The organism is Terriglobales bacterium (assembly GCA_035561515.1).
Classification (GTDB): Bacteria; Acidobacteriota; Terriglobia; order Terriglobales; family Acidobacteriaceae; genus DATMXP01.
In genome coordinates, this window is record DATMXP010000028.1 from 94,014 (window position 1) to 118,747 (window position 24,734).

Genomic DNA, 24,734 nt, shown 5'->3' on the forward strand with positions numbered 1-24,734 from the left:
TCCTGCCGATCTTATTTATTCTGCAAAACCGTTCGTGATTGTTCGCTGAAGCTTGCCTTCGCGTGAGAGCACGACAAAGTCCGCCTGGGATCCGGGTGCAATAATCCCAATATCGTTTCGACCGATGACGCGTGCGGGATTGAGAGTCGCCAACTGAACCGAATGCTGTAGCGACCACCCCGAGAACTTCATAATGTTCGTCACCGCGCGGTCCAAGGTAAGCACGCTTCCGGCGAGCTTTCCTTCGTACTCGCAGCGATCGCCTTTCACTTCGACCTTGAAAGGACCGAGTTGGAACTGCCCGTCGCCCATTCCGGTGGCGCTGATCGCATCGGTAATCAGCACGGCGCGATCGCGACCTTTCGCACGAAGAAAGAGACTTACCATCGACGGATGAACATGGATTCCGTCGGCGATGATATCGGCGGTGACACGATCATCGGAGAGGACCGCACCGAGGATACCGGGATCACGGTGATCAAGCGGACGCATCGCATTGAACGTATGCGTGGCGTGACGTCCTCCGGCGGCAATTCCCTTCTCAGCCTCAGCCATCGTTGCGTTTGAGTGACCTAGACTGTTGCAGACACCTCGTTCGGCCGCGTACTTAATCGTCTCAAGAGCTCCCGGGATTTCCGGAGCGATCGTCACGACAGCGACCTTGCCTTGCGCTGCCTGCCACATCTTCTCAAACAGATCGATGGAGGGCTCTACCAAGTTTTCAGGCGGATGCACGCCGCGCTTTGCGTGACTGATAAACGGACCTTCAATATGAATTCCGGCCGGTTTCGCGCGACCGCTTTCGCCGGACTTGGCGGCCTTCGCAATGCGCTCAAGTGCGGCATAGGTCGAGTCGAGTGGGGCCGTAACGGTAGTCGGACAGTAACTTGTGACCCCGTGCTTCGCGAAATGGCGCTCCATCCGAGCACGTCCTTCGCGGTCTTCCTGCATGACGTCGTAACCCGCGCCTCCGTGGACATGAATATCCACGAATCCAGGCGCGAGGACGCTGTCGGCTAAATCGATGAGACGGACATTATCGGGGACTTGCGTGCTCGCTCGCGATGAAACGGAAACCACATAGCCGTCTTCCACCATGATGATTGGATTTTCGATCGCTGTTAGCGGTGTGAAAGCGAGCCGGGCTGTAAAAACTGTTTTCACTTTTCGGTATTGGGATCATTGTACCGAAATTCACTAGTGCATGGCTGCACCGCCGCCTCCCTTGCCCGATGTCTTTCGCATAATCAGGATGAGTGGCAGAACGGCGACGAACATAATCGCGAGAAAACGGAACGCATGAATGAATGAGACCATCGACGCCTGACGCTGAACCTCACCCCAAAGCGCGCCGACGGCCTGCTTTCCCGCAGTGGTGGAGTCCATACCCTGTGACATAAACCATGCGCGAGCGGCGTCGGTCATCTGCGTTGCAGCCGGATTGGAGGGATTGACACTGGTTCCGAGAACGTTGATGTTGCTCTGCGTTTGGCGTGCGACGATGGTTGTCACCATGGCAATACCGACGCTCGCTCCGATGTTGCGCATCAAGTTGAAGAGACTGGTCGCGTTGCCCATCTGTTCTTTGGGGATGGAGTCGTGAGTGACGGTGGTGAGCGGCACGAACACGAAGCCCATCGACATACCCTGAATGAACTGCGGCCAGAAAACATCCCAATAGCCGGCGTTCAGGTTTACGTGCGAGAGATCCCACAACGAGTACGCTGCGACGCTAAGGCCGATGAACAAGAGCTTTCTCGGCTCAACCTTCGACATCAAGATGCCGACGAACGGCATGGCGATGAACGAGCCTAGTCCGCGAGGAAGCATCGCCCAGCCAGCATCGAGCGCGGAGTAGCCAAGCAATTGCTGAAGGTAAATGGGAATCAGAACAGTCGCACCGTAAAGGACGAACCCCAGAACGGTCATCATGAACACACCAGTCGCGTAACTTCGATTCTTGAAGACGCGCAGGTTCACGATGGGCTGGTTCTCAAACAACTCGTTAATGATGAAGAAGACTAGTCCGCCTATGGCGGCGACCATCAACCAGACGATAAAGTTGGACGAAAGCCAATCTTCCTGCTGCCCCTTGTCGAGCATGATCTGCAGCGCACCCATGCCGACAGCCAGCAACCCAATACCCCAGTAGTCGACGTACTGCGACTTGCGCGAAATGTACTTGGGGTCGTGAATGAAGGCCTGGGACATGAGCATCGCCAGCAGGCCGACTGGAAGATTGATGTAGAACACCCAACGCCAACTGTAGTTCTCGGTAATCCAGCCACCCATGACGGGGCCGAGCATGGGGGCCACAACAATTCCGAGTCCCCAAAACGCCATGGCTTTCCCGCGCTTATCGGGCGGGAAAGCTTCGAGCATGATTGCTTGCGATAGCGGCTGTAGACCGCCGCCGGTCGCACCTTGTATCACGCGGAACAAGATCAGCAGCGGCAGGCTCGGAGCCATTCCGCAGGCAACCGAGGAGACCGTAAAGCCGAGGATTGAAACCATCAGCACGCGCTTGCGTCCGAAATGGTTTGAAAGCCAACCCGTCATGGGCAGAACGATAGCGTTCGAAACGAGATATGAAGTCAGAACCCATGTGGCTTCTTCGGTGCTTGCGGAGAGGTTACCCGCGATGTGCGGCAGGGACACGTTCACTACCGTGGTATCGAGCACCTCCATGAAGGTGCCCAACATCACCGCAACGGCAATGATCCACGGGTTGACCAGGCGCTCTTGCACGGAATCGATGGCAGCAGCAGTCGCCATTACTTCGTGAGCACCGTAACGACTACAGACATCCCAGGCCGCAGCCGATGTTGAGTGTCCTGCCCCTTATCGAGAACGATTTTGACCGGGACCCGTTGAACGACCTTGACGAAGTTGCCGGTGGCATTCTCGGGAGGAAGCAGGCTAAAGCGAGCTCCCGTCGCTCCGCCAATGGATTCGACTCGTCCGTTGAGATCGCTCTCGTAAGCGTCGACGTGGATCTTGGCGGACTGACCTACTCGCATGTCCTTAAGTTGAGTTTCCTTGAAGTTCGCCGTGACCCAAACATCGTCGAGGTCGACGACGGACGTTACCGGCTGCCCTGGCTGGACTACCTGTCCGACCTGGACGTTGCGCCGGCTCACAATACCGTTCACCGGAGCCTTGATGGTGGTGTAGCTGAGATTCAGTTGTGCCTGGGCCAATGCCGCTTCGCGAGTTTGCACCGTCGCACTGGCAGCTCCGGCTTTCGCCTGCTGCACCTGTATCTGCTGCGGTGCCGTCAACGAGGATTGCAACGCAGCCTGCGCCTGCGCGACCTGGCTTTCGGCGCTGGCGACTTGCGAGCCAGCAGCATCCAGGGTGGCGCGAGCAGCTTGCTCGGCAGCGACAGCAGCATCGTACTGTTGACGCGAGATCTCTTCTTTTTCGACCAGTTGCTGGAAGCGCTTCAGATCCTGCGCCGCTCGATTGTGCATGGCTTCCGCTTCGCGTGCGCGAGCCTTGGCGGCGTCTACTGCCTTCTGGGCGGCGTTCAGGTTTGCCCTCGCGGTAGCAACACCGCTGGTGCTGGTGGTGCTCGTGATCGGCACGCCCGTACTCGCAGCGCGAGCATTCGCCTGCGCGTCGCTGAGTTCAGCCTGGGCGCGCTGAAGCGCAACTTCGTAGTCGCGAGGATCGAGCTGGACTAGAACCTGCCCCTGCTGCACCTGGTCATTTTCCTGGAACCGCACTTCAATGACGGTACCTCCAACGCGAGCGCTGACCGGGTAAATATGTGCATCCATCTGCGCGTCGTCGGTGGATTCGCGAACCGTGTAATACTGCCAAAGGAACACGCCGACCGCGACGGCTACGATGACACCAATAATAAGGACCCATCTCGCCCGTGGGTGATCCCGGAAATAGGCCTTGGCCTTCGCCCCTTTACTACGGTCCTCTACTTCCTCAGGAAACGGCTCACGTGCCGAGTCCATATCTTCGGTCAAAATTGCGTTTTTCGACTCATCTCTCGAGTCAGCCACTATGGGGTACCTCCCAAAAATTCTTTCGTTGCTCGCTCTGCGGTTCCCAACGACCTCGCCAATGCTAGCTTGGCAAGGTTGAACTGGAGCGTGCTGCTTATAAATGCTTCATTACTATTGGCGACAGATTCCTGCGCCTGTACAACTTCGATGTTATTTGTAACGCCCGCGCGAAACCTATCCTGGGCTTGTGCGAGTGTCTGGTTCGCTAGTTCCAGCGTACTTTGGCCAACCCGCACCAACTCGGCTGCGGAAGCTACATCAAGAAAAGCTGCCCTGACCTCGTATTCGATCCGTCCCCGCAGATCGTCGGCTTCAGCCTGACGCAGCTTCAGGGTTGCATCGGCCTGCTGAATGTCGCTCTGAATCCGGCCACCCTGGTATATGGGAACGGTGATAGCCGCCGCAGCCGAGAAAGTTCCATGCGAGTTTCCGAGATTTGGCCCGATTACACCGTAGTCGCCACTCACGCCTAAGCGCGGCAGCCGCTCGCTCCTGGCGGCATTCTGAGTGTACTCGGCTGCCCGTACCCTCGCCTGGGCCGAGGCGAAGTCAGGGCGATCACGCAGCGCACGAGAGATTGATTCCTCCAGCGTGAGTGGAGGTGCAGGTTTATATGGGATTTTTTGTGCCAGCGTATATTCCTGCCCAACCGGCAGCCCAATTACCCGGGCTAATTGGAGCTTTAGTTTGTTGAAGCTGTTCCGAGCGGCGACAAGGCGCTGCTGCTGGGCCTGCATTTCCACCTGAGCGCGCAAGACATCGATCACGGGAACGACGCCAGCATTCTTCTGGTCAACGGCGGATTGATAGAGAGTCTGGGCCGTCTGCAACTGTGCCTGAACGGCGTCGACGCGAGCCTCTGCCGCGAGTGCCTGAACGTAAGCCAAACCAACCGCTACTACCACCAATTCACGGGCGTTCCGGTAATTGAACTGCGCTGCTTCGCTGTTCTGATCGGCAGAACGAAGCCGGTGCATGGACTCGATGTCGATGATCGGCACGTTGGCCGATGCGCGTATGTCGGTAACAGCAAACGGGCCAACGATCGGTGAACCGGTTGGAGGGGCAAATCCATACGCTGCAAGGTTGACCTGCTGGATGCTCTCAACGGCTCGTGCTGACAGCGAAGGCATAAGTGCCGACAGTGCACGCAACCGGGCCGCCCGGACCGATTCCTGTGCCCGAATAGAGGAGACTAGTCCCAAGTTGTACTTCAATCCGCGGTCGATGGCATCGAGGAGGGTGATCGAGACAGTGCCGGGCACGGCCTTCTCACCACTCACACTGCCTGCAAACGGGTTCTCGCCGCCCAGGTCAGACAGACCGGGCAACTCCCCTGCTCCCTGGCTTCCACGAGTTGTTTCCGCACTAAAAGAGGTTGGCGAATTCTGGCCGGAAGCTCCGGCTGCCAAAACTATCAAAATGGGAAGAACTGCAAACAAAAAAAGATACTTACGTTTGTGAAGCACTTGCGTTCCTCATCTATTAAACAGCTCGTACACACCAAGAGTATTGGGCTCAACCAAGCCCACCACACCACAATTAGTTTACGTGCTCGACCGAAATATTGGATGAGCAAAGTGGAGTATGGGAATCATTCGGCGTGATGCTGGAAGCTTGTGCACGCAGAAATGACTGCGGAAGGCAGGCTTCCGATGAGGACGGAACTTGGTCTGGTATAATTACGTCTGCGGTGAATAACCGCGTTCTGCAACAAAAAATCCAGCGTTCATCGACGTCGGGGAGTGGCTCAGCCTGGTAGAGCACCTGGTTCGGGACCAGGGGGTCGGAGGTTCAAATCCTCTCTCCCCGACCAATCTTTCTCTCGCCTCTTCAACATCTTACGCAGCTTTCGCTGACTTCGATTTCGACTGCTTTTTCGGTACATTCGGTACAATTGAAGCCGGAAGTTCGAAACCAACCCCGTATTCAGCCGCCTTCTGCTTCCGAAACGCCGCGTTGTCTTTCACCATGTCGTACAGATCGTCCATCGAATTTCCCGCGTGTCCCAACCAATAGTCGCGAAGACCTTTCGGACACGAGGTCTCGTTTTTCAAGTACGTATTACGGAAGCGCCGGAAAGCATGCGTCCCCGCCTTGTGGTCACCGGTGTGCGCGTTCACGTAGCCCAACGCTTTCAGCGCCGTATGCAGATGGCGACGAAGGACGTTGGTCAACGATAACGGTGTGCCGTTCCTGGTTTGGAAAAGAAACCCGCTCGTGCGCGTTCCGATGAAGCCCTTCAGCAGCTTCGCGACTTGAGGATTGAGGTCAACCTGCCGCTTGGCATTCGCCGTCTTGACTCGACGTTCTACGCGACCACGCCGCGCCTTCTGCTCGACGGTAATCGTAGCGCAGTCAGGTGAGAGGTGCTTGTCGATCTCTATGCCAAGAGCCTCACCAATACGAAGACCTGCCGCGCCGGCGAGGACAAAAAGCATTTGTTCTCGCGGCCAGCGATACTTGGCTAGTCCGGTCATAATCTCAGAAGAGAACGACGGCCGGTTCTGTTCCGAAGCATCGACAACGGGCAAATCGATGAAATCATGGTTCCACTTGCGCGGATAGACCTCATTCCCATCCCCATCGATGACGGAAGCTACCACCATCTTGGGTACCTGGATGTAATTCTCGATGCTCTTCGGCGACAGTCCCTTCTTCGACATGATCGCGACGAGCTTCTTCAGCACGCCGTTGTTCACATCGCCCACCGGGCAGTCTCCGATGTTTGGATTGATCCAGTTCCTCAAGGTGCGCTCCCAGTCTTCAATCGTCCCGGGGGCTACCGGTTTGCGTTTCCGGTTGCGAAGGTGTTCGAGCCAGCCTTGCGCCCGTTCTTTGAAGGTGATTACAGTCGCGGGCTGTTGCTTGACTACCTTGTTGAAATGTTCGACCGTGTCGGCACCGCTCGCTGCGATGATTTCACGGCCACGACGTTCGCGCTCAGACTTGGAGAGAACACCTGGACCAGAAGTCGGGCACACGCGCTCGCGCACGAGTTTCCGTTCTTCTTGCCCTGGAACATCCATCCAAAACCTGACGACATACCACTTACCGCTTTCCTCGATGTGACCTTTTTGCCCTCTGCGGCGGGACATACTCTTTCCCCTCCGCTTCATGGGCGTCGCTGGAGAAACGGTAGAGGAACTCGGCGCGACTTGCAACTGAGGCGCCAGCGAGCCCGCAACGGAGATCTGCGCCGAAACGGGTGCGATCGGAACTACATTTTCGGGAAAACCTGGAGATGAAGAGACCGCGATCTCCAAGTGCGTAGGGTTGTGCTGTGAGCCGGACTTCGGCTGAGAGTCGTGCGGGGACACGTATACGTCCTTCGATTACGTGTCCAAGGGCGATTTAGCCCTCCTCCGATGGGCCGACCAGTAACCCTATCGCGAGGCTGGAGTCATTGCGACTCCCGCCGGGTTACCCGCCGCAATTCCCATTGGCTGGTTCAGCATCTCTGCTGCCGCGCACGGAACTTCGGGTCTGCTTGCCTCAGGTAGTCTTTGAAAACGCGCCGAGGGGCATGCTGGTTGGCGCGACATCTAGCCGAATCAATCCCGGGGCCGGGAAAGTCTGCATCAATCTCTGCCGCCTATGTCCTTAGATGCAGGTGATCTGGTTTTGACGCTCGACCCAGAATTCTTAGATATTTTGGGACAGTTTTTCGGCTCTAATTTGAAGGTTTTTAGCCCTCGATTCCGTAACTGGCGGTGCCGCAGGGCTCTAGGTTGTCATCTCTGAGGTCGAGACTGAGCTCGCATATCCACCGGCCGATGATATGTGCATCCTCGCCCGACCAGAAGAATGCGTCGTTGATCAGTATCATCGTGGCCCAGTTCACTAGGTCTCGTTCGGAGAGTTCGCCAATCCTCGTTTTTACGAGAGCGTTCTCCAAATGATGCCGCGATACCTTGATCGAATGTGCCTTACAGAAAGAACTCAACCCAAAGTACGGCAGTCCGCTGGTCCGAGCGGTAATTCTACGACCCTGGCTATGTAAACGCGCCGAGAGCTCGCCGAGGGTCAGTTCGCACCTGGCGAAGTGTTCGAGATTTCTGAGAACGGAACGTTTGCGCACGACATCAGCTCCCGGAAACCTGTTGCGGTCCGAGGTAAGGAGGAAAGTCTAGCGCATCTAGGGATTGTTGGTTTTACCTAAAGCGCGGTTGGCTCGCTCAATGATCGCTTTGGCGGTGAACATACTTGTGTTCTCGCCGGTCGCGCGAAGAGCTCGTTCAAGCAGTCGCTTTGTGTCAACGTCGAGGTAGGCGACGATACGGTGAGGAAAGCCCTTCCGGGACTGTCTCTGCTTTGTCCTTCCGGTTTCTTCAGCTTTCCGCGGCATCCTCCAATGTCACCATCCTTTACTGCACCTGTCTATTAACTGGCTGTGTTCTCAACCCGCCGCCAGAAATGGTCGCGGAAGGCCAATCCGTAAGCCACTGTTTCTGTGGCACTTAAGAAGTAGCTGAAATCGGACGAGGTTATGTATAATTAGTGTGTACACAGTTTTAGGCACACTATAAAACACACATTCTCGGAGGCTTCAATGAATCGCAAGTCAAAGAAGAGCTCGCCAAAGCAGAAAGCGTATTCCGCGTTTCCCTACCATAAAGTTGCAAAGATGTGGGCGCAGAATAAGCCAATTTCTGTGATCGCCCGTGCCATCGGACGCGTGGATAAGAACAATCCCAAAGATCCGTACCACTCGCTTCGCAACTTTCTCTACCGCATGCACAAGGGCTACACCGATCACACAGGTCGGGTTGTGCGCCTTCCGCACCGTGTCTCAGCGAAGAGGGTTCGCGCTTGCAAGCAGGCCGGACTGCGGGCGTGGGCATAAGGACGGGCAGATGGCACGCACACAGTACAAATCGGGGGCGCGACTGAAGACCGAAAGGCAGACGCCGCCCCCGGGTAGCACGCGGAACATCTTGGTGATCGGCGATGTGCACGTCGGTTCGATGTACGGACTTCTGCCTCCCGACTTCGTCAGTTGCGACGGCGCTGAGAAGCCGCAGAACGAAGGCCAGAAGTATCTGTGGGAGTGCTGGCTCGACATGAAACGAAAGGCAGCGCGATTCAGCATCGACACCGTAGTAGTGAATGGCGATCTGATCGAAGGGCGGCAGGCAAAGCAAAAAGCCGCGGAGTTGACGTTGGTAGCGCCGAACGATCAGGAAGCTGCCGCAGTCTTCATCATGCGGGACCTTCGCAACTGGTTAGAGAAGAACACAGGACGCGAGGTACCGTTCTATTTCGTTCAAGGAACGGAGTACCACGAAGGCCGCGGAGCGGAAGAACTGGAATCAATTGCCGCACGCGTCCAGGGAGCAAGCATCGACTCTCACCATGCCGGTCGCCATTGCAAAGAAGTTCTGGACCTCGATGTTGGCGGTACGGTCCTAAATTTCGCACACCATGTCGGTGGCGGTTCGGGGTTCACGCGGTCGGGCGGTCTTGATGCAGAAGCCTTGTGGTGCCAGATCACCGCCAGCAAGGGGCAGTCAGTGGCTGCTGACCTGATCGTGCGATCTCATGTCCACTACTTCATGCACGTCGAGCACACGAACCGGCACGCATTTATTTGTCCTTGCTGGCAGCTACAGACTCGCTTCGCGCGGCATCGCAGCGCCTACAAGCTGATGCCTGACATAGGCGCATTGATCTTCCACGTGAGTCCGCAAACCAAGAAAGACGGCATGGACCCTATTGGCTTTACGAAGCTGCTGTACCGGCTTCCTTCGCCGAAGGTGAACAGACTGACGATTGGGAAACAACTGACGAGTTAGAGATGAAGCGCAAATCACAATTCGCGTGCGACGCAGACGTGGAACAGTACTTCACGCTCATGGCGGCCTTGTCTTACCGGCCAGCGCCGCCAGCGGACTTGTGGGAACGGATGGAGCAGAGCCGGCGAGTCGCACAGTCGAAGCGAACATTACCGACAGTTGCGAGTGCGCCTGAAAAGTTTCGCTATGAGCCGACGAGTGTCTCGCGATACCAACCTAAATTCCGGATGAGTGAAATCCGCGAGGTATCAATTGCGCCTATCAAGAAGCGCAATCGTGTGACGCGGAAAAGGATCTCACCGCCACCGAGAACGCTCGTGGACTTGGCTCAACGAGCCGCCAGTCGAAAGAGAAAGCAGAAATGAAAAGATACATCGCACTCCTGAAGAGCACTTCACCGATTTCGTTTTCGCGGTACCACGGCACCCCGAAGCGGGACCGCGAATCGGACCAAGACTACGAAGAGCGTACTTGGCGGGAACGCTTGCATACCGACGCCAGGGGAAACGTGCTGATTCCTTTGTTTGCCCTTAAGAACGCACTCGACGCTGCCGCGAAGTACGAAGGCAAGAAGATCCCCGGGAAGCGCAATGCGACCTTCACGAAGCACGTAAATTCCGGCGTCATGGTCGAGTCGGCTGTTGTGCTTCCGGTTAAGAAGTCTGCGGTACGCGGCGAGTGGCGTTTCGTGCCTGCGGATGGTACTCCAGGCGGCGCGAAGCGAGTTATGAAGTGTTTTCCGGTTATCAATGACTGGCATGCCAAAGTCTCGTTCGCGGTGATCGACGAAATCATTACGAAGGACATCCTCCAGGAGTTTCTGGAAGTTGCGGGAAGCTACATCGGCATCGGTTCGTTCCGCCCTGAAAATCGAGGCATTTGGGGGCGGTTCAAGGTTCTGGCTCTGAACGAGGCGAAGAAGGCTCCCGTATCAATGCGCGCCAGCGGTCGCAGACGCACCGCCTAAAGTTGGCTGGTCATGGCAGCGTGCGACAGGCCGTGACTTGATTGGTCGTGACTTGACGAGATGAGATTTGCGGCGGACACAGGCGAAGGTTTGATCGAGACTTGACCGGTCCAGGTGGGACCTCATTGGACATGTTGGGTCGCGATGACACGAGATCAGACGAGACTACATTTATGGCTGAAGGAAGAAAACGCGCTAAGCGGAACCGATCCCTCCGATCGCCGCGCGGCGACATTCGCGTCGGGATGCTGTTCATGAAGAAACTGAAGGACGAGGTTCAGTTCAATGAACTCGCATCGGCGAAGAGCGAATTCCGCTGGCTTGAACCGGAACAGTATCGCCGACATCGCGGACAGGTGAGATTGGTAGCTGGAGCCTCCGCAGAACTCAGTCGCTACGCGAATGCAAACCGCTTGCATCCGTTGGGCGTCGTCATTCTAGACGAACAAGGCAGACGTTCAGACATCCTGATTAGGAGCTACATCACGGCCGAGAACAGCGAAGCCGCGATGGTACTGCTTCGCCAGCATGCTGACTTTTGGTGTATCGATGAGCAGCCTCGGACGTAAGAACGGGTAAGAAGAATGCGACGATCAAAATCGCTGCGCAGCTTGGTTGGAGAAGTGATCATCATTCGAAGTTCGGTAATCGATCCGGACGACATGACACGAGTCAAGTTACACCGCGTTGACCCGGAAGGTGTCTGGATCGAATCGCAGACGTTCACCGATACAGTGATGCAGCGCTGTAACACCGCGACCTCCGAGACAACTTTGATTCAGTTCATCCCCTTCGCACGGGTTGACTTCATTGTCGCTTCGATTGACGGCGTATCGATCTCCGAACAAGCTCTCGGACTCAACGACGGTGAAGCCTGAGCAAGTGGCAGTCGCGGATCTCGCGCGAGGAGAGGAAATCAGCGCGGTGGAATCTCGAAGTGGGAGGACTGAATGAGTCAGACAAAACATCGAAGACAATCGCGGCAGCAGTGCGCTTCCGGAGTAAACAAGCAGGAGTCGCACGACAAGACCAGGTCTGAAACCGTTCTCCTGATCGCGCCAGGGGAACCGAATCCGAGCACCCTCTCGGCAATCGCTCGCGAGTGGGTAGCCCCGCGACTGGCCGGAGAATTTCTCTGCGAGCATCGAAACCGTCTTGCGAAAAACAGTAGCGAGGTGGAAGTTTCATCGACGGAACCGTAGCCGTTTGCGTTTACCCAATATCGCCCCCTTTAGATAGAGGAGGCTGCGCCAGTACCGCGCAGACAAGCTATGCAACCTAACTTTCTTAACCAGTCTTCCCAAACGACCCCCGTGAGGGTCGCCATCTACGCCAGATATTCGTCTGATCTGCAACGTCCTACGTCAATCGAAGACCAGATTCGCAACTGCAGAGCCATTGCTGGACGCAACGGCTGGATCGTTGTTGAAGAATACATTCGGTCGGACGCTGAGATCACGGGTCAGTCGCTCGACGGCAGAGACGGCCTGAACGAGTTGATTGAACTTGCTAAGACCACGCCAAAGCCATTCGACGGGATTCTGATCGACGACACGTCACGCTTCGGTCGCTACCTACCGGACGTGGTGAGACTCGCCGACATTCTCGAAGGTTACGGCGTATTCCTTCACTTCGGCACGCAGGGGCTCGATTCCCGCAGCCCGGGATTTCGTCAGGTCTTTATCATCTCTGCCATGATGGACGAGCAGTCTGTGGCGTCAATGAGGGACAAGGTGCATCGAGGGCAGCATGGTCGGGTGCTGAACGGCTGCGTCCCGGGCGGAAAGTGCTACGGGTACCAGAACATTCCGATTGAAGATCCGACACGTAAAGGCGAGTGGGGGCGACCAGCCGTCATCGGCGTCAATCAACGCCCAATCCCCGCAGAGGCGGCAATCGTTCGACGGATTTTCGAGATGTATGCGGCGGGTTCAAGTTACGCTGATGTCGCCAAGGCGCTCAATAAGGAAGGTGTTCTGTCGCCGCAACCGCCTCGCAAGGGACGTGTGCGTGCATGGTGCCCATCGGCGATCCGTGAAATGTTACTCAACGAGAAGTATCGGGGCGTCCAAGTATGGAATCGAACCAAGACCGTCCGAAATCGTGACAAGAACGGGCGTATCGAGCAACGCCCTCGTGACGAATCTGAATGGGTGCGGGTGGAAGTGCCTGAGCTTCGCATCGTCTCAGACGAGCTGTGGCAGGCTGCCCGGGAACAGAACAGAATCGTCCGTGAGAAGCATGATCCGAAGCGGCTTGGCGGCATGAACCGAACCGAAGCGAGCCGCCGCTATATCTTCAGCGGCTTGCTTGAGTGCGGCGTGTGCGGAAGGAATATGACGACCGTTTCGGGCAAAGCACCTAACGCACGCTACGGCTGTCCGAATCATCGCTTCCGTGGCGTCTGCTCGAACGACGTCACGATCCCGCAGCGACGGCTGGAAGAACAACTGCTGACGGCGCTCAGCCGAAACCTGCTCGACCACACAGAGCAGGAATCGCTGGTGCGTGCCGTTACTGACCAGGTGCGAGCGAATCTCGAAGCTCAGGCTAGTCGTGCTCGCCACGCAACAGAGCGTCAGGCGGACTTGAAACAGGAACGGGCGAAGCTGGCGAAGAAGGCGACGAACTTGGCGGCGGCGATCGCAGACTATTCGATGTCGGCAACCCTGAAGATGGAACTGCAGGCGGTCGAGGCTCGACTGAACGACGTAGACAAAATGTTGGCGCCTGCGCCTGCTGCGGCTGTGCCGTCATTCAGCGACGACGAAGTCCGTGAATTCGTGAAGCAGACCTGCCAGAACCTCGTCGATGTACTTTCGGGAGATCCCGTCACGGCGAGGCGGGAACTTCAGAAGCGAATCACCAAGCTCGTCCTGACGCCCCGCAGGCTCGTCGGTCGCCGGACGCTGGCAGTCACAGGCGACGTTTCGCTCTTCAGCCGACCCGATGTAATGGTCACCAATTCCACGGGGGGAATTGATCAGCATTACAACCACGCAACGATGATCACGGCGGTCGAACGCATTGGCAACCTGATTCCGCCCATGCAACTGTCACGGATGGAGTTACAGCCGCAGATGCTCATCGTGCGATTCCCGCCGAAGGCTATCAAGGGACTACTGCTGTTGCCAGTACTAAGTCCATCTGAGTGTTTGGGGCTCATACCCGAACGGCTCTGAGCTATCAACCACGGTGATGCCGTAAGAGAATGGCGGCACCGCCCCGCGTGCTGTCTTCAAACGCACTTCGATACGCGGGGACACCGCGAGCGTTTGTGTGCTCTACGAGGGGGCTGCTCCAGCGATCACTTCACCATTCAGGTTGCAACCACGGCATCGACGGAGCAGGCAGGAACGCACCCAGGGCAAACACGATGTGCGCAGCGCGGGAAGTGCTCTTGAGGCTGAATTGGCCAGGTTCGCTGGAGCAAAGGATTCTGTTAGTAAGTCTTTGGTTATCACTGAGTCGGATCGCAGCGCCTCAACGATTCTGTTGCCCGAGGAGTACTGAAGCTCAGCGGCCTTTCCTTCGTCTTCGGCGAGACGGCAGTCGTTCCACCGCGGGTGGTACGTATATACCCTCGTCTAATCCACGCACCAGCTTCGACATTGATATCTCGAAGACCTCGCAAATCCGAAGCAGCGTAGTCACGGTGATTGGTCGCCCGGCTTCGACCTGCTGCCAATGCCGAGTCGAGAACCCGAACGACAGCATATCCTCCTGCGAATAGCCCAGCTTGTTGCGAAGCTCCCGCACTTTGGTACCGAGAGCGAGGAAGAATTTCTCTTGATTTGCCACCTCTCGGTTTGTAGTGTGCTACGTGCAACTTAACCACGCGCAGATTAGCGTGTAATGAATTCGTTAACGGGAGACTTTGAGCTGGCAAATGCCAGCAGTGCAGAGGCACAGGGCACTTCGGCTACAAGGGCTCTGGTCCCGCGAAGAATTATCCGGCTCCGTGTCACACATGCAGGGAATCTGGCGTGTGTGCTGGATGCCACGGCACTGGAAAGAAGTAAATGGGTGAGTTCCTCCTAGCTCTGGCGGTTATAGGTGCCGTGCTGCTTTGGGCAGGCTGCAAGGCGCTCCATGGCTTTGTTTCAGGAGAGCCACGCCAGATGGAGGAACAAGAACAGAGTTTGTGGGAGGCTAAGTCCAAGTTTAGGGAAGCGGTATTACGCGACCGATTTCCCTCCGAGGCGGTGCTCTCTGTTTTGCTCAAGTGCCATAGCTACACAGATGATGACGGCTACCACAATCACAGAATTCCCGATGACCTTGGGCACATAGTTCCTTACCTGCGGTACGGGATTGATTTTGACGAAGCTGTGAATCTCGTCCGCGAGCAACAGCGAGCCGAGGCCGAACGAGAATCAACCACCAATGAATACAAAGAAACCGTCGAGCGGTTTGCGAACGTCATTTCCTTGTGCAGCGCCCCTTGGAATGAACTGAATCGCACCGCCAAAGCACTCCATGGCGACTTCAGTTCTGTGCCATTCCTGCAAGTTCTGAAATACGATCTACTGCAAATCCTGAAGTCCATGTCCGTAGCCAATGGCACGGTACCAGAGGGGCTCGGCAGGCTCTATCAGGCGGTGTTCGCCCAACTCGAGCCAAAGACACGGCTCACTGTCGCCGACTGCGTCACCGCAATTGCGCAATGGGAACACGATCCAGTGAAGCTCCCGGCTGCAATCGATCAACTCCGCACTTTCGACCAGATGAAAGCTGATTGCCTTCACCAGACTGTTGCGGCGACATACTGCTCGTTCGTCCAAGCGGCGTACAAGTGCTTCTCGGCTTCGACGGTTGTCAGAACAGTGATGAATGAGTATGACAGCCTGCTCACGCCGTTTATACCCAGACCAGAGCAAGCGGAAGCGAGCAACCGACTCGTCATGGTCTCGCTGCCGTCGCAGGCATGACCAATCTGAAGCGGCAATTGCAGGAAGAAGTTGTCGATGTATTCCGTGACCCTGAGAAGTATCGAAAGTACGGAATAACCATCCCAAACGGAATTCTCTTGTTCGGCCCTCCCGGTTGCGGCAAAACGTACATCGCTCGGCAACTGGCAGCGGAGCTAGGCTATGCCTTCATTGAGGTCGCGCCCTCCGACATCAGGAGTACGTACGTCCACGGCACGACCTTGAAGATTCGGGAGACCTTCGAGGAAGCTGTCGCTAAAGCGCCCTCCATCCTCTTCATTGATGAATTTGAAGCTCTGGTGCCAACACGATCAGCTATCGGCGACAACACCCAGTACAAGAATGAGGAGGTCAACGAATTCCTCGCTCGTCTGGGTGCATGCTCCGAACGTCGGATTCTGCTCATTGCTGCAACAAATCAGCCATGGGGGATCGACCCCGCCGTGCAGCGTACGGGCCGCTTCGACAAGAAAATGTACATTGCCCCGCCTGACCTGACTGCCCGTAGCGAGATGTTGGCGCATTATCTCGGCGAGAGATATACGGCGGCTGATCTTAATACCGAAACCATAGCAAGCCAACTGAACGGGTACTCGTCGAGTGATCTGAAACTGCTGGTCGATGAGGCGGCTAAACTCGCCTTCAAATCGAGCGAACCAATTGGTGAAAACCACTTCGTAACTGCGGCAGCGATTGTCCCTCCATCGATTTCAGCGGGGGATGAGGCTCGGTATCAATCATCCGACAGACCGCCCGGGAGATTAGGGTTCGATGTTTGAAAGTCTTTCAGCACCATCGGTGACCCGGGAAAATGATAATGCAGGAATCATTTTCGCCGTATTGCTTCCGGACATTGAAAGCAGCGATCAAAGTCGGATCTGTGAAGTCCGGGTGTCCTTCCTTCGCAATCGCAGAAGAAAATACGGTAGTATGAATTAAAAACCCCAAACACATTAGGTCAACACTCGAACTGCAAGCGACAGTGTGCGACTGTGACGGGAGTCCTCGGATGCTCATCTCGAGGTTCATCTGGTCGCTCTCGACGAACACGGCAAGGTGGTCGAGCGGAAGAGGTACACGCGCAAGCAACTGCTGGCCTATACCGCGAACCTGCAGAGCTCTCTGATCGGCATCGAAGCCTGTGGCGGAGCCCACTTTCTCGGGAAGGCGCTGGGCCAGCAAGGCCATGAAGTCAGACTCATCCCGGCGCAGTTCGTAAAACCCTTCCGCAAGTCGAACAAGAACAACTCGACGCCGAGGCCATCGCCGAAGCCGTGGCGCGGCAGAACATGCGCTTCGTGCCCATCAAGACCGACGAGCAACTGGATCTGCAAGCCATGCACCGCATGCGCGATCGTCTCGTGCATCGACGCACGGCGCTCATCAACCAGGTGTGCGGCTTCCTGCTCGAACGCGGCATCACCTTCGCCAAAGGGCCGGCAGCGCGTCATAGAGGTATTTAGTTCGAGTTCTGATCGGTGAACAAAGCCTGCTTGCCGGTTCCGTAGTAATAGCCGTAAGTTTCCGTTCCAATCAGCGGTCGCGTAATGCTGGTTGGATAGGCATGAGTCGTTGCTGGCGAAGTCGCAGTCGGCGGATTCTGGCCATTGTCGTTGAAGAAATTGTCAGTGTAGGTATATGTGGTCGCGTATGCTGGATTGTTTCTCGGATCAATAACGGAAGTAACTCTCCCTGTCGCGTCGTAGGCCATTCTTGTTGAGAGATAGATTGTGCCGCTAACCCAGCGGTCGACTTGGGTCAAATTGCCACGGAAGTTATGCCCTGGGACTTGCCAGTAAGTATCCTCCGGCAGAGCCGGAGGCTTTACGGGTCGCGGGCCCTCAAAGGGGCCTGATCGCGACCCAAGGTCAAAACCGCTCGCTCCAGGCAGTACGGGTAAAAGCTGTGCGCTTACAAAACTGCTGCGCACGCGCTGTGCAATCGCACACCATGCAACGGGCATACTCCCGGAACTGTCAAACTTTGGGAGCCTCCCCGGCAGAGCCGGGGGAACTCCCATTTCATTAGGATGCCGACGTGACGCCACCTGGTGCAGCTTGGTCGTAATAGAAATTCGTATTGCGAGCTCACGAGATTAGATAGCGCCGATGTTTCGATGTTCCGGAGGCGTTGCTCGTGCCACTCACACTATAAGCTGGGTTACTGATGCTTGCTAGAGTGGCTGCGGAAACTCGCAGTACCGTTTCCTCTTTCAAGTACGGGACGACTCCCAGCCAGGTAGAAAAGGCCTGCTGCGCCAGGTTCAAAGCCCGGCGGCCCGCGCTGCGGTCGTTTGGTCATCGAATGTGTTACTAGGGGCGGCCCTGTTTGTAGCGTTTGTTTATACTGGGCAATCATGGATTTCCGTGAGCTACCGCCGCGGTTGGCGGGGGCTCGGCCATGAGTTTCCGATCTATTCGACAGCGGCGGCTATGTGGGTCGCGGCGATCCGCAACGTATTCCGCCGCACTTGGGTACTCAACCCGAATCCTTTCTTGCCCGCGAACTCTAAGCGCAGAAAGCAACTACAAGATCAGCTATGGTTCGGCCAGTGTGTCGGGTATGCCATGGTTAGTGCACTCGGCGTTTGCAAGAGTAGATCGTGTACCAGTACGCGGGCGATGGCGTCGGAGGAAGTAATCGATGGTTTCGACGCGAAGCTTAATCGATGATACGGGCCGATTCTCGTCCAGATCTTTGAATGTGAAGAACTGTGTTCCGGCTTGTTCAACGATATACCGTAGAACTGTGTAGGCGGGAGCATCATGGCCACACTTGAAGCTCGAAAGCTCGACTGCGACGAGGTTTCGATGTCGTGCGACAAATTTCGCAGCCCAGAACTTCTGTGACGTACTGGCGGAAAACGGATGCTTCCACACGTCGACGATCTCGAGCGGATTACGGATGTGTCCCGCCTGTACGTCCTCGTCAAACAGCCGAGCTAAGGTATCATCGTCAACAGGCAAGTAAGCTTGTGAAAGAACCGGATAGCCTCGCCGCTGGAATTCCTCTGGAATACCCTGATTCAATCCTGGATCGTTGTGGTAAGACCGACCCAGGATCACGATACCGAGCCGCTCAGTCTTTTCGAGCATTTCTAGAACAGCACGAGTCTCGGTTCGCATTCGCGCTTCAAACTGTTCCAAAGCATTGTAAGCACTCTCGATTGCACGATCGCTTTCCGATGCTGACAGACCTAAGATATCTCTCCATGCGTCAAACATTTGAAGCGAGCAGAGCTTCCGGTCCGACAGGTCGAGAAGAGGATTAAGATACTTAATTCCCTTCTTTCTAAACGAGTCTATCTCTGTCGTAAATGCTGCCTTCACTGCTTCTGGAGTTAGCGTTAGCGCTGGACAGGCATTTCCGACGCAGTTCGCCAGCGGAGTCTCGACCGCGTCAACCATCGGGAAGAAGATCACGTCGAGACTTCGGTCATTCAATGACTTCCTAAGTAAATCGTGGATGTGGGCAATAGACACTTTGGAGGGAAAACAAGGATCGATCGCACCTTTGCCTGCTGCCGACGCGTACATTTCATGACCAGTGAAGCTGGAGAACGCGATATTCGAGGACGCCACTCCTAGGGCCTCCAGGTAGGTACGGAACAGAGGAGCATGGCTATACATGGACAACACACGCGGGAGCCCTATGCGCAGTTTCTGCCGTCGCACCATCAGTTCTGCCCGTTGTTTGCGAGCGAAATTGGCAGTTGCTTCAGGGTACGAATCCGCAACACTGGTCGGATTGGTGCTCTTCCATACCTCTGCTGCCGCTAGGGCCACGACATTGGGTGTCGCGTTTTTCACTTTTGTGGCTTCAGCGCGGCAAATCCGGAGTTCCTCGGCATCGCTCGTACGGCCCTCGTCGCAGTTTGCAATGATCACCTTTCGACAAGAGCCCACGGGAACCCCGGTCGATGAGACTCGCGCTTGAACCTTGATAAAGGTGCGCTGGCAACGATTTGCGCAGAATCGACAGCGGGTCGTTTCGTCGTTGATGGTTTGATACCGCATGGTTGCCAAGGCATCAATTCCGATGAAAGAAGTGCTCCGACCACCATTAGCCAATTCGATTGCTTCCAAACCCGCACCGATGGCGCCGGCTTCAGCACAATATGGATGCAGAATGATTTCTGGAGTGGAATCGTCACTAGCGCGAAAGTGCTCACGAATGAAGTCGACTTCCGCCTTTACAACGGCGAGGTTCTGTTGCGTCCCACCCTGCAGCACGATTCGCGACCCGAGCGACGCGACGTTCGGCAAGCCTGCGACATACAGAAAGACGTTTTTCGGCAACACAGCAGCAAGGCCGGCGAGGATTTCCGCATTGGTCCACCCCTGCCGCTGGAAGTTGACTACGTCAGACTGCAGGAACACAGCACATCCGTATCCGAAACGCGGCATTAATCGGGCGGAAAAAGCCACTTCAGCATAGTCGCTCACTCCTATGCCCAAAGCAGCAGCCGTCGCCTGTAGAAAGTAGCCGTTTCCCGCTGAACACTGGGTGTTCAGTCGGAAGTCCGTGACTTGGCCGTTCCGCAGGATGATGATCTTTATATCCTGCCCGCCAACATCGACAATCAATTCTGGATTGGAGCAATATCGCATCGCCGACTTCGCATGAGCGACTGTTTCAACGAGTGCCACGTCGGCTTGCAGAACTTCTTTGAGGATGTCCTTTGCGTATCCCGTCGTCCCGACTCCTAGGATTTCAAGCTGGGCACCCTGTCGCTCCACCTGTTCCCGGAGGTTGCCAAAAACATCTCGGGCATCTTCGATTGGATTGCCATTCGAAAGCTGATAGGCCTTGCACAGAACATCGCCCGCAGAAGATAGCAAGACAGCTTTCGTAGATGTCGAGCCCGCATCGATTCCGGCGAACACCTGCACGGTCTCACCTTCCGAAAACCGTGCTGGAACGAACCTTGGAAGTTGGTAACGGCTCCTGAATTCTGCGAGTTCCTGTACGGAGGTGCAGAGAGCCGGAAGAGCACTCTTCTGCTTCTGAGCATTGCGCCCGGTTCTGATGTACAGCGAAAGCAGCTCGGACCCTCGATAATCGACATCTTTGTTCATCGGCGTCCGGCCAAACTCAACTGCCCCGATAGCGCCGAAGTATTCGGCGTTCTCGGGCACGCGGATGAGCTTCTCGATATCGTCAAGAGGGGAAACCGGGGTAGCTTGGTCAGCCCAGAGTTGGGCGATGTTCACTTTCCAGGCCTCCTGCAGGCCTCGAATGAATTTGTTAGGGCCACCCAACAATAAGACGGCGGGTTGGATAAGGAACCCTCGGGTTAGAACTGTGAGGTTTTGCAGTACTACCGCCTGAAATAAGGAGGCAAGCAACTGGTCAGGAGGAACTCCTTGTTTCTGCAATCCATTAATGTCTGTCTCGGCGAAGACACCGCACTTCGCCGCAATCGGATGCAACCGAATTCCACGGTAAGGCTGAGTGCAGAGCTGATCTTGAGGGATTCGAAGTTTAGCCGCAATCTTGTCTATAACAGCACCTGTTCCGGCCGCGCATTTGTCGTTCATAGACGGCAGCTTGCGTCTTGTTCCTGAAGCGTCCTTGCGAAAGACGATAATTTTCGCGTCCTGGCCACCCAACTCGATCACCGAGTTCACCTCAGGGCACATGCGTTCGACTGCAAGTGATATTGCCGTGACTTCCTGCACATACCTGGCTCCAATCAACGGAGCCAACGCGGCGCCTCCCGATCCGGTTATGAAAATCTCGGTGTTCCCAGGGCTGATCTTAAGATCTCTTTCCATGCGCAGAAGATAATCGAGGACCATTTCCTGCTGACGCAGTTCATGGCGCCGGTAGTCGCACCAGACTATGCAGTGCGATTGGGAATCCTCCACAATCGCCTTTACGGTTGTCGACCCAACGTCGAGCCCAACCCGGTAGCGAACCCTTCGTGAGGTGTTGTTCTCTGCGTTAGCCTGTTCGGTCTCGGCGTACTCGAATGCTACAAGTGAAGACATGGGTCTGGCCCCGAGTCTCTCAATCCATGTTTCCGCGAATTCCCTGGAATCCGTGCGCTGCCTGCCGCAATAACCATCGGATAACCCGGCCGTCGTTGTAGCAGAAGGCGAGAATGTGGTTCAGCGTCGAGAAGCACTCACTTTCACATTGGCATTTCATGCTCTTCAGTTGTTCGGGATCGACCTTCGGATGTTCAATGGTTCCCCAGTCATATTGGGTGTTGTAGACCGGGAAACACGGCGCCAGCGTTCCATCGACGCGAATCACGATTGAGTTTTGGCCAGCGCGACAGCCCCAAGTGCCCAGGGAGCCCTTCACAAACTGCTTCATCTCCGCGAGTCGTTGCACGGAATTCACCATTTGGTAGCCTGTCTTCTGTCGTTCGATAAGCCAATCGATCAACTCCGCGACTTGCTCGTGATCCTCAGGGCGAATGAATGTCGGGTTATTGTCCATATGATCAAAACCAGGCTGTGCCGTCATCGGGGATTCACAGATGTGGTAGTCTGTCGCTATTCCGTTTTCATTTGCGAGTTCGGTCAACTGACGGACATCCGCTAGGTTATTTCGACAAATATTTATGTTTAGGAAGACCGTATAACCGTACTTGTATTGCTTACGAATGAGGTAATCGAAGTTAGCCTTGATTGGCGCCATGGCCTTGGGAAGACCATGCTTCACGTCCCAGGCATCGACTGCGAGATTGATTGTGGAGATCCCGGCATCCGCCAGACGATCTGTGATATTGGGATCCAACAGACGTCCATTAGTCGCCAGGTACACAAAGAATCCGCGCTTGGCGGCGTAATACACAATCTTGTGAGTTAATTGTCGGCGCAGCAGGGGCTCTCCACCCATCAGCGCCAACACGCGACAGCCCGTATCGTGTAGCCAGTCGATGGATCGACGTGCAACCTCTTCCGACATGCCATGCACCTTGTTATCGAACGCCCAGCAATAGTGACAGTCGAGGTTGCATTTCCATTCATTGAAGAGGTACGCGATGATTGGATGAAATTCCCCTCGCGAGACGCGAGATCGGAAATATGGAACGGCCCACGCCGCTAATGCTCGTTTGATCTGGCTTGCGGTCCAATGCCGTTTGCCGCCTACGGGAAAGAATTTCGCATCGTCGCAATGAAACAGCTCAGGGTGCTGAGGAAATACCGGTTCGGGCAAGGCTGTTTCCTGTCCCGGCGCCGCCGGTAGAACTTGTGAGGGACGATCGCCATTCATCAAGATTTCATGAATCGATCCCTCCAGGCGAAACGGTGCTGAGGGCGATGTTTCTTGTGAATTAGCTGTTTTCATGATGATTTCTCCTTAACGTCGCTCGTCTTAGGCATTGGCAGCTTTATAGGGGCGATTTCTCATTAACTCACCTACGTGCAATACGAAATTTGCGGCCCCGCCAACCACGCCTTGTCTCCTAGGAACTCGATACAGGGAGCTACTAAGTTCCGAGTGCTCGCCCACGAAGTCTCTAATGACAGGCAATGGGATTCCTGTCCTCCGCACACAGTGTTCAAATTCCTCAAGCGCTCTCGCACGTGCGTCGGCCATTGCCAGTTGAACCCGGCTGAGTGCATCAATTTCACCCTCACCGGATGTCTCCACGGGAAGAAACGCAAATCCACCAGTGCGGCTTACGAGCGACCACTGCACGGCATCGGATTGCGTGGAAGGCAAACACCCAAAGGGCTTGACCGAGATGGTCAGGTGCGCGAGCGAGCCATTTGCGTAATAGAGGGATTTACCAACCTCAAGGTGGCCCTCGCCTCCCCGTGCCAATTGGTTGTAGTGCGGATCCGCAAGCCGCCCCAATTGCTGCTGCGGAGGCAGGCCAGCGGCAATACAGCCCAGCGCCTTCCTCGCCGCCCCGTAGTGTGCTTTGTAGAGACTTTCGCCAAGGAAGTAGAGCGCGAGCCTTCGCAGGTGCTCTGCATCGAATTGAAAACGCATCCACGCCTTGTCATTGTGTATTGCTTCAAGCATTCTGCGAGTCTTTGCACGCTGTTTCGCCTGATGAAGCAGATACATGACCCACGTACTGATTGGGTCGACAATCAACTCCGCGCCTTCGGATTCCAGAAATGCGAATAGGTTGTAGTTGCCTGCACCCTCCGTCAGCTGCGCCCAGAATTCTCCGACCACTTTGACCACCGGCCGAACCCGAAGCCGGTCTACCTTGACGTTCAACAACTCTTCCCGGCAATCACGTAGAACGTGCCTATAGCGTCGACCGTGCATTTGATCGCGGACTTTGCCGATCGTGTTGATCGTTCGGTAAAGCTTGCTGTTACGTCGCGACGCTAGATAGGCGCCTCCGATAGGAGCCCAGTCGGAAAGCTCGAATTTCTTTCCATCGCGCAGATGGGTGCTCAGCCGGTTGAGGATCTCTTCGACGACTTGATTCGTTCTGCCCGATTCAAGTTCGTAGGGGCGAAGACGGAAGGAAATGTCGCTAACGATGTCAGCAAGTACTAGGGCGTTCAGCATTCCCATACCGAAATCGACCGTAAACTTCAGCCCCGGTTCACCAGTTGCAGCCTGAATTCCATGATCCTGTTGAAACGAAAGCACTCGGAAACCGCGAAACCCGGCGTTTTCTAAAGCGAGTCGGAATTCGGATTCGTATGTCCCGAAGCGGCAGGGCCCACAGGAACCCGCAGTAAAGAACACATAGGAATCAACAATCTCTTGTCGGCTGTATCCTCGTGCCCGCAACTGATCGAGATACCGCAGCAAGCTTCCGACGGTGAAGTAGACCGGATTGCATTGGCCGGTGTTGCAATGTTCTCTTCCAAGCTGATAGGACTGGACATCTGGGGTGGGAAGAGTCTCGCAGAGATATCCGCATCCCTGAAGAACGGCGCGCATGAGCTGTTCGTGCTTCCATGTCAGACCGCCAAACAGGATGGTCGTGCGCTGTCGCTCCGAGGCCAGAAATGGCCGCTCGGTCGGTCTTCTGTAGTGAAAGGGACCGGAGACGCTCCGGAGCGTTGGCATCCGTGAGGCATTCACA

General features: G+C 55.7%; 20 protein-coding genes and 1 tRNA gene. 10 read left to right on the forward strand and 11 right to left on the reverse strand.

Going from position 1 to position 24,734, the window contains the following annotated elements; genetic code table 11:
* Positions 1–15 precede the first annotated feature (15 nt).
* The 4 genes from nagA to VN577_14560 are packed head-to-tail and all read right to left on the reverse strand — an operon-like array spanning position 16 to position 5,353.
* A complete protein-coding gene (gene nagA, locus VN577_14545) occupies positions 16–1,164 on the reverse strand; it encodes an N-acetylglucosamine-6-phosphate deacetylase (protein ID HWR16044.1) in 1,149 nt (382 codons plus the stop codon).
* 33 nt (positions 1,165–1,197) lie between these two features.
* Positions 1,198–2,775 (reverse strand): DHA2 family efflux MFS transporter permease subunit, encoded by a 1,578-nt coding sequence (locus tag VN577_14550; protein HWR16045.1) that lies wholly within the window; start codon positions 2,773–2,775, stop codon positions 1,198–1,200.
* Positions 2,775–4,019, reverse strand: a complete 1,245-nt coding sequence (locus tag VN577_14555; GenBank protein HWR16046.1) for an HlyD family secretion protein — start codon at positions 4,017–4,019, stop codon at positions 2,775–2,777. The genes VN577_14550 and VN577_14555 overlap by 1 nt, the downstream gene beginning before the upstream one ends.
* Complete coding sequence (locus VN577_14560) at positions 4,019–5,353, reverse strand: TolC family protein (protein HWR16047.1); 1,335 nt, start codon at positions 5,351–5,353, stop codon at positions 4,019–4,021. The genes VN577_14555 and VN577_14560 overlap by 1 nt, the downstream gene beginning before the upstream one ends.
* Before the next feature lie 408 nt (positions 5,354–5,761).
* On the opposite strand from VN577_14560, the gene VN577_14565 reads away from it, so the two are divergent.
* Positions 5,762–5,838: transfer RNA gene (locus tag VN577_14565), tRNA-Pro, on the forward strand.
* A gap of 25 nt (positions 5,839–5,863) precedes the next feature.
* Here VN577_14565 and VN577_14570 read toward each other — a convergent pair.
* Both VN577_14570 and VN577_14575 read right to left on the reverse strand, forming a co-directional pair.
* Positions 5,864–7,120 (reverse strand): site-specific integrase, encoded by a 1,257-nt coding sequence (locus tag VN577_14570; GenBank protein HWR16048.1) that lies wholly within the window; start codon positions 7,118–7,120, stop codon positions 5,864–5,866.
* A gap of 1,040 nt (positions 7,121–8,160) precedes the next feature.
* On the reverse strand, positions 8,161–8,370 hold the full coding sequence (locus VN577_14575; GenBank protein ID HWR16049.1) for a hypothetical protein: 210 nt from the start codon (positions 8,368–8,370) through the stop codon (positions 8,161–8,163).
* Between the two features lie 204 nt (positions 8,371–8,574).
* On the opposite strand from VN577_14575, the gene VN577_14580 reads away from it, so the two are divergent.
* The 9 genes from VN577_14580 to VN577_14620 all read left to right on the forward strand — a co-directional run bounded on the left by VN577_14580 (position 8,575) and on the right by VN577_14620 (position 16,494).
* On the forward strand, positions 8,575–8,868 hold the full coding sequence (locus VN577_14580) for a hypothetical protein (protein ID HWR16050.1): 294 nt from the start codon (positions 8,575–8,577) through the stop codon (positions 8,866–8,868).
* Between the two features lie 10 nt (positions 8,869–8,878).
* Entirely contained in the window at positions 8,879–9,817 is a 939-nt protein-coding gene (locus tag VN577_14585; GenBank protein HWR16051.1) for a hypothetical protein, read from the forward strand.
* A 361-nt stretch (positions 9,818–10,178) separates the two neighbouring features.
* On the forward strand, positions 10,179–10,784 hold the full coding sequence (locus tag VN577_14590; protein ID HWR16052.1) for a hypothetical protein: 606 nt from the start codon (positions 10,179–10,181) through the stop codon (positions 10,782–10,784).
* A gap of 254 nt (positions 10,785–11,038) precedes the next feature.
* Positions 11,039–11,353, forward strand: a complete 315-nt coding sequence (locus VN577_14595; protein HWR16053.1) for a hypothetical protein — start codon at positions 11,039–11,041, stop codon at positions 11,351–11,353.
* Positions 11,354–11,368: 15 nt separating this feature from the next.
* A complete protein-coding gene (locus tag VN577_14600; protein ID HWR16054.1) occupies positions 11,369–11,662 on the forward strand; it encodes a hypothetical protein in 294 nt (97 codons plus the stop codon).
* A gap of 72 nt (positions 11,663–11,734) precedes the next feature.
* Positions 11,735–11,986 carry a hypothetical protein gene (locus VN577_14605; GenBank protein HWR16055.1) on the forward strand — a complete coding sequence of 84 codons (252 nt, stop codon included), beginning with the start codon at positions 11,735–11,737 and terminating at the stop codon, positions 11,984–11,986.
* 69 nt (positions 11,987–12,055) lie between these two features.
* Complete coding sequence (locus VN577_14610; GenBank protein HWR16056.1) at positions 12,056–13,966, forward strand: recombinase family protein; 1,911 nt, start codon at positions 12,056–12,058, stop codon at positions 13,964–13,966.
* 840 nt (positions 13,967–14,806) lie between these two features.
* Positions 14,807–15,715 (forward strand): hypothetical protein, encoded by a 909-nt coding sequence (locus VN577_14615; GenBank protein HWR16057.1) that lies wholly within the window; start codon positions 14,807–14,809, stop codon positions 15,713–15,715.
* The gene (locus tag VN577_14620; GenBank protein HWR16058.1) at positions 15,712–16,494 is read left to right on the forward strand and encodes an ATP-binding protein; all 783 of its coding nucleotides are present in this window, start codon (positions 15,712–15,714) and stop codon (positions 16,492–16,494) included. Before VN577_14615 ends, VN577_14620 begins: the two co-directional genes overlap by 4 nt.
* A 318-nt stretch (positions 16,495–16,812) precedes the next feature.
* Here the strand turns inward: VN577_14620 and VN577_14625 are convergent, their stop codons facing one another.
* The 5 genes from VN577_14625 to VN577_14645 all read right to left on the reverse strand — a co-directional run bounded on the left by VN577_14625 (position 16,813) and on the right by VN577_14645 (position 24,718).
* The gene (locus VN577_14625) at positions 16,813–17,166 is read right to left on the reverse strand and encodes a hypothetical protein (protein HWR16059.1); all 354 of its coding nucleotides are present in this window, start codon (positions 17,164–17,166) and stop codon (positions 16,813–16,815) included.
* 8 nt (positions 17,167–17,174) lie between these two features.
* The gene (locus VN577_14630; GenBank protein HWR16060.1) at positions 17,175–17,477 is read right to left on the reverse strand and encodes a hypothetical protein; all 303 of its coding nucleotides are present in this window, start codon (positions 17,475–17,477) and stop codon (positions 17,175–17,177) included.
* A 775-nt stretch (positions 17,478–18,252) separates the two neighbouring features.
* Positions 18,253–21,708 (reverse strand): BadF/BadG/BcrA/BcrD ATPase family protein, encoded by a 3,456-nt coding sequence (locus VN577_14635; GenBank protein HWR16061.1) that lies wholly within the window; start codon positions 21,706–21,708, stop codon positions 18,253–18,255.
* A 19-nt stretch (positions 21,709–21,727) separates the two neighbouring features.
* The gene (locus VN577_14640; protein ID HWR16062.1) at positions 21,728–23,020 is read right to left on the reverse strand and encodes a radical SAM protein; all 1,293 of its coding nucleotides are present in this window, start codon (positions 23,018–23,020) and stop codon (positions 21,728–21,730) included.
* Between the two features lie 27 nt (positions 23,021–23,047).
* A complete protein-coding gene (locus tag VN577_14645) occupies positions 23,048–24,718 on the reverse strand; it encodes a hypothetical protein (GenBank protein ID HWR16063.1) in 1,671 nt (556 codons plus the stop codon).
* Positions 24,719–24,734 lie beyond the last annotated feature (16 nt).

What these genes read in the sequence shown, in the direction of transcription:
- VN577_14550 (HWR16045.1), bottom strand. Translation starts at nt 2,775, where the DNA reads ATGGCGACTGCTGCTGCCATCGATTCCGTGCAAGAGCGCCTGGTCAAC.
- VN577_14570 (HWR16048.1), bottom strand. Translation starts at nt 7,120, where the DNA reads ATGTCCCGCCGCAGAGGGCAAAAAGGTCACATCGAGGAAAGCGGTAAG.
- VN577_14575 (HWR16049.1), bottom strand. Translation starts at nt 8,370, where the DNA reads ATGCCGCGGAAAGCTGAAGAAACCGGAAGGACAAAGCAGAGACAGTCC.
- VN577_14580 (HWR16050.1), top strand. Translation starts at nt 8,575, where the DNA reads ATGAATCGCAAGTCAAAGAAGAGCTCGCCAAAGCAGAAAGCGTATTCC.
- VN577_14585 (HWR16051.1), top strand. Translation starts at nt 8,879, where the DNA reads ATGGCACGCACACAGTACAAATCGGGGGCGCGACTGAAGACCGAAAGG.
- VN577_14590 (HWR16052.1), top strand. Translation starts at nt 10,179, where the DNA reads ATGAAAAGATACATCGCACTCCTGAAGAGCACTTCACCGATTTCGTTT.
- VN577_14595 (HWR16053.1), top strand. Translation starts at nt 11,039, where the DNA reads ATGAAGAAACTGAAGGACGAGGTTCAGTTCAATGAACTCGCATCGGCG.
- VN577_14600 (HWR16054.1), top strand. Translation starts at nt 11,369, where the DNA reads ATGCGACGATCAAAATCGCTGCGCAGCTTGGTTGGAGAAGTGATCATC.
- VN577_14605 (HWR16055.1), top strand. Translation starts at nt 11,735, where the DNA reads ATGAGTCAGACAAAACATCGAAGACAATCGCGGCAGCAGTGCGCTTCC.
- VN577_14610 (HWR16056.1), top strand. Translation starts at nt 12,056, where the DNA reads ATGCAACCTAACTTTCTTAACCAGTCTTCCCAAACGACCCCCGTGAGG.
- VN577_14615 (HWR16057.1), top strand. Translation starts at nt 14,807, where the DNA reads ATGGGTGAGTTCCTCCTAGCTCTGGCGGTTATAGGTGCCGTGCTGCTT.
- VN577_14620 (HWR16058.1), top strand. Translation starts at nt 15,712, where the DNA reads ATGACCAATCTGAAGCGGCAATTGCAGGAAGAAGTTGTCGATGTATTC.
- VN577_14625 (HWR16059.1), bottom strand. Translation starts at nt 17,166, where the DNA reads ATGACGCGCTGCCGGCCCTTTGGCGAAGGTGATGCCGCGTTCGAGCAG.
- VN577_14635 (HWR16061.1), bottom strand. Translation starts at nt 21,708, where the DNA reads ATGTCTTCACTTGTAGCATTCGAGTACGCCGAGACCGAACAGGCTAAC.
- VN577_14640 (HWR16062.1), bottom strand. Translation starts at nt 23,020, where the DNA reads ATGAAAACAGCTAATTCACAAGAAACATCGCCCTCAGCACCGTTTCGC.
- VN577_14645 (HWR16063.1), bottom strand. Translation starts at nt 24,718, where the DNA reads ATGCCAACGCTCCGGAGCGTCTCCGGTCCCTTTCACTACAGAAGACCG.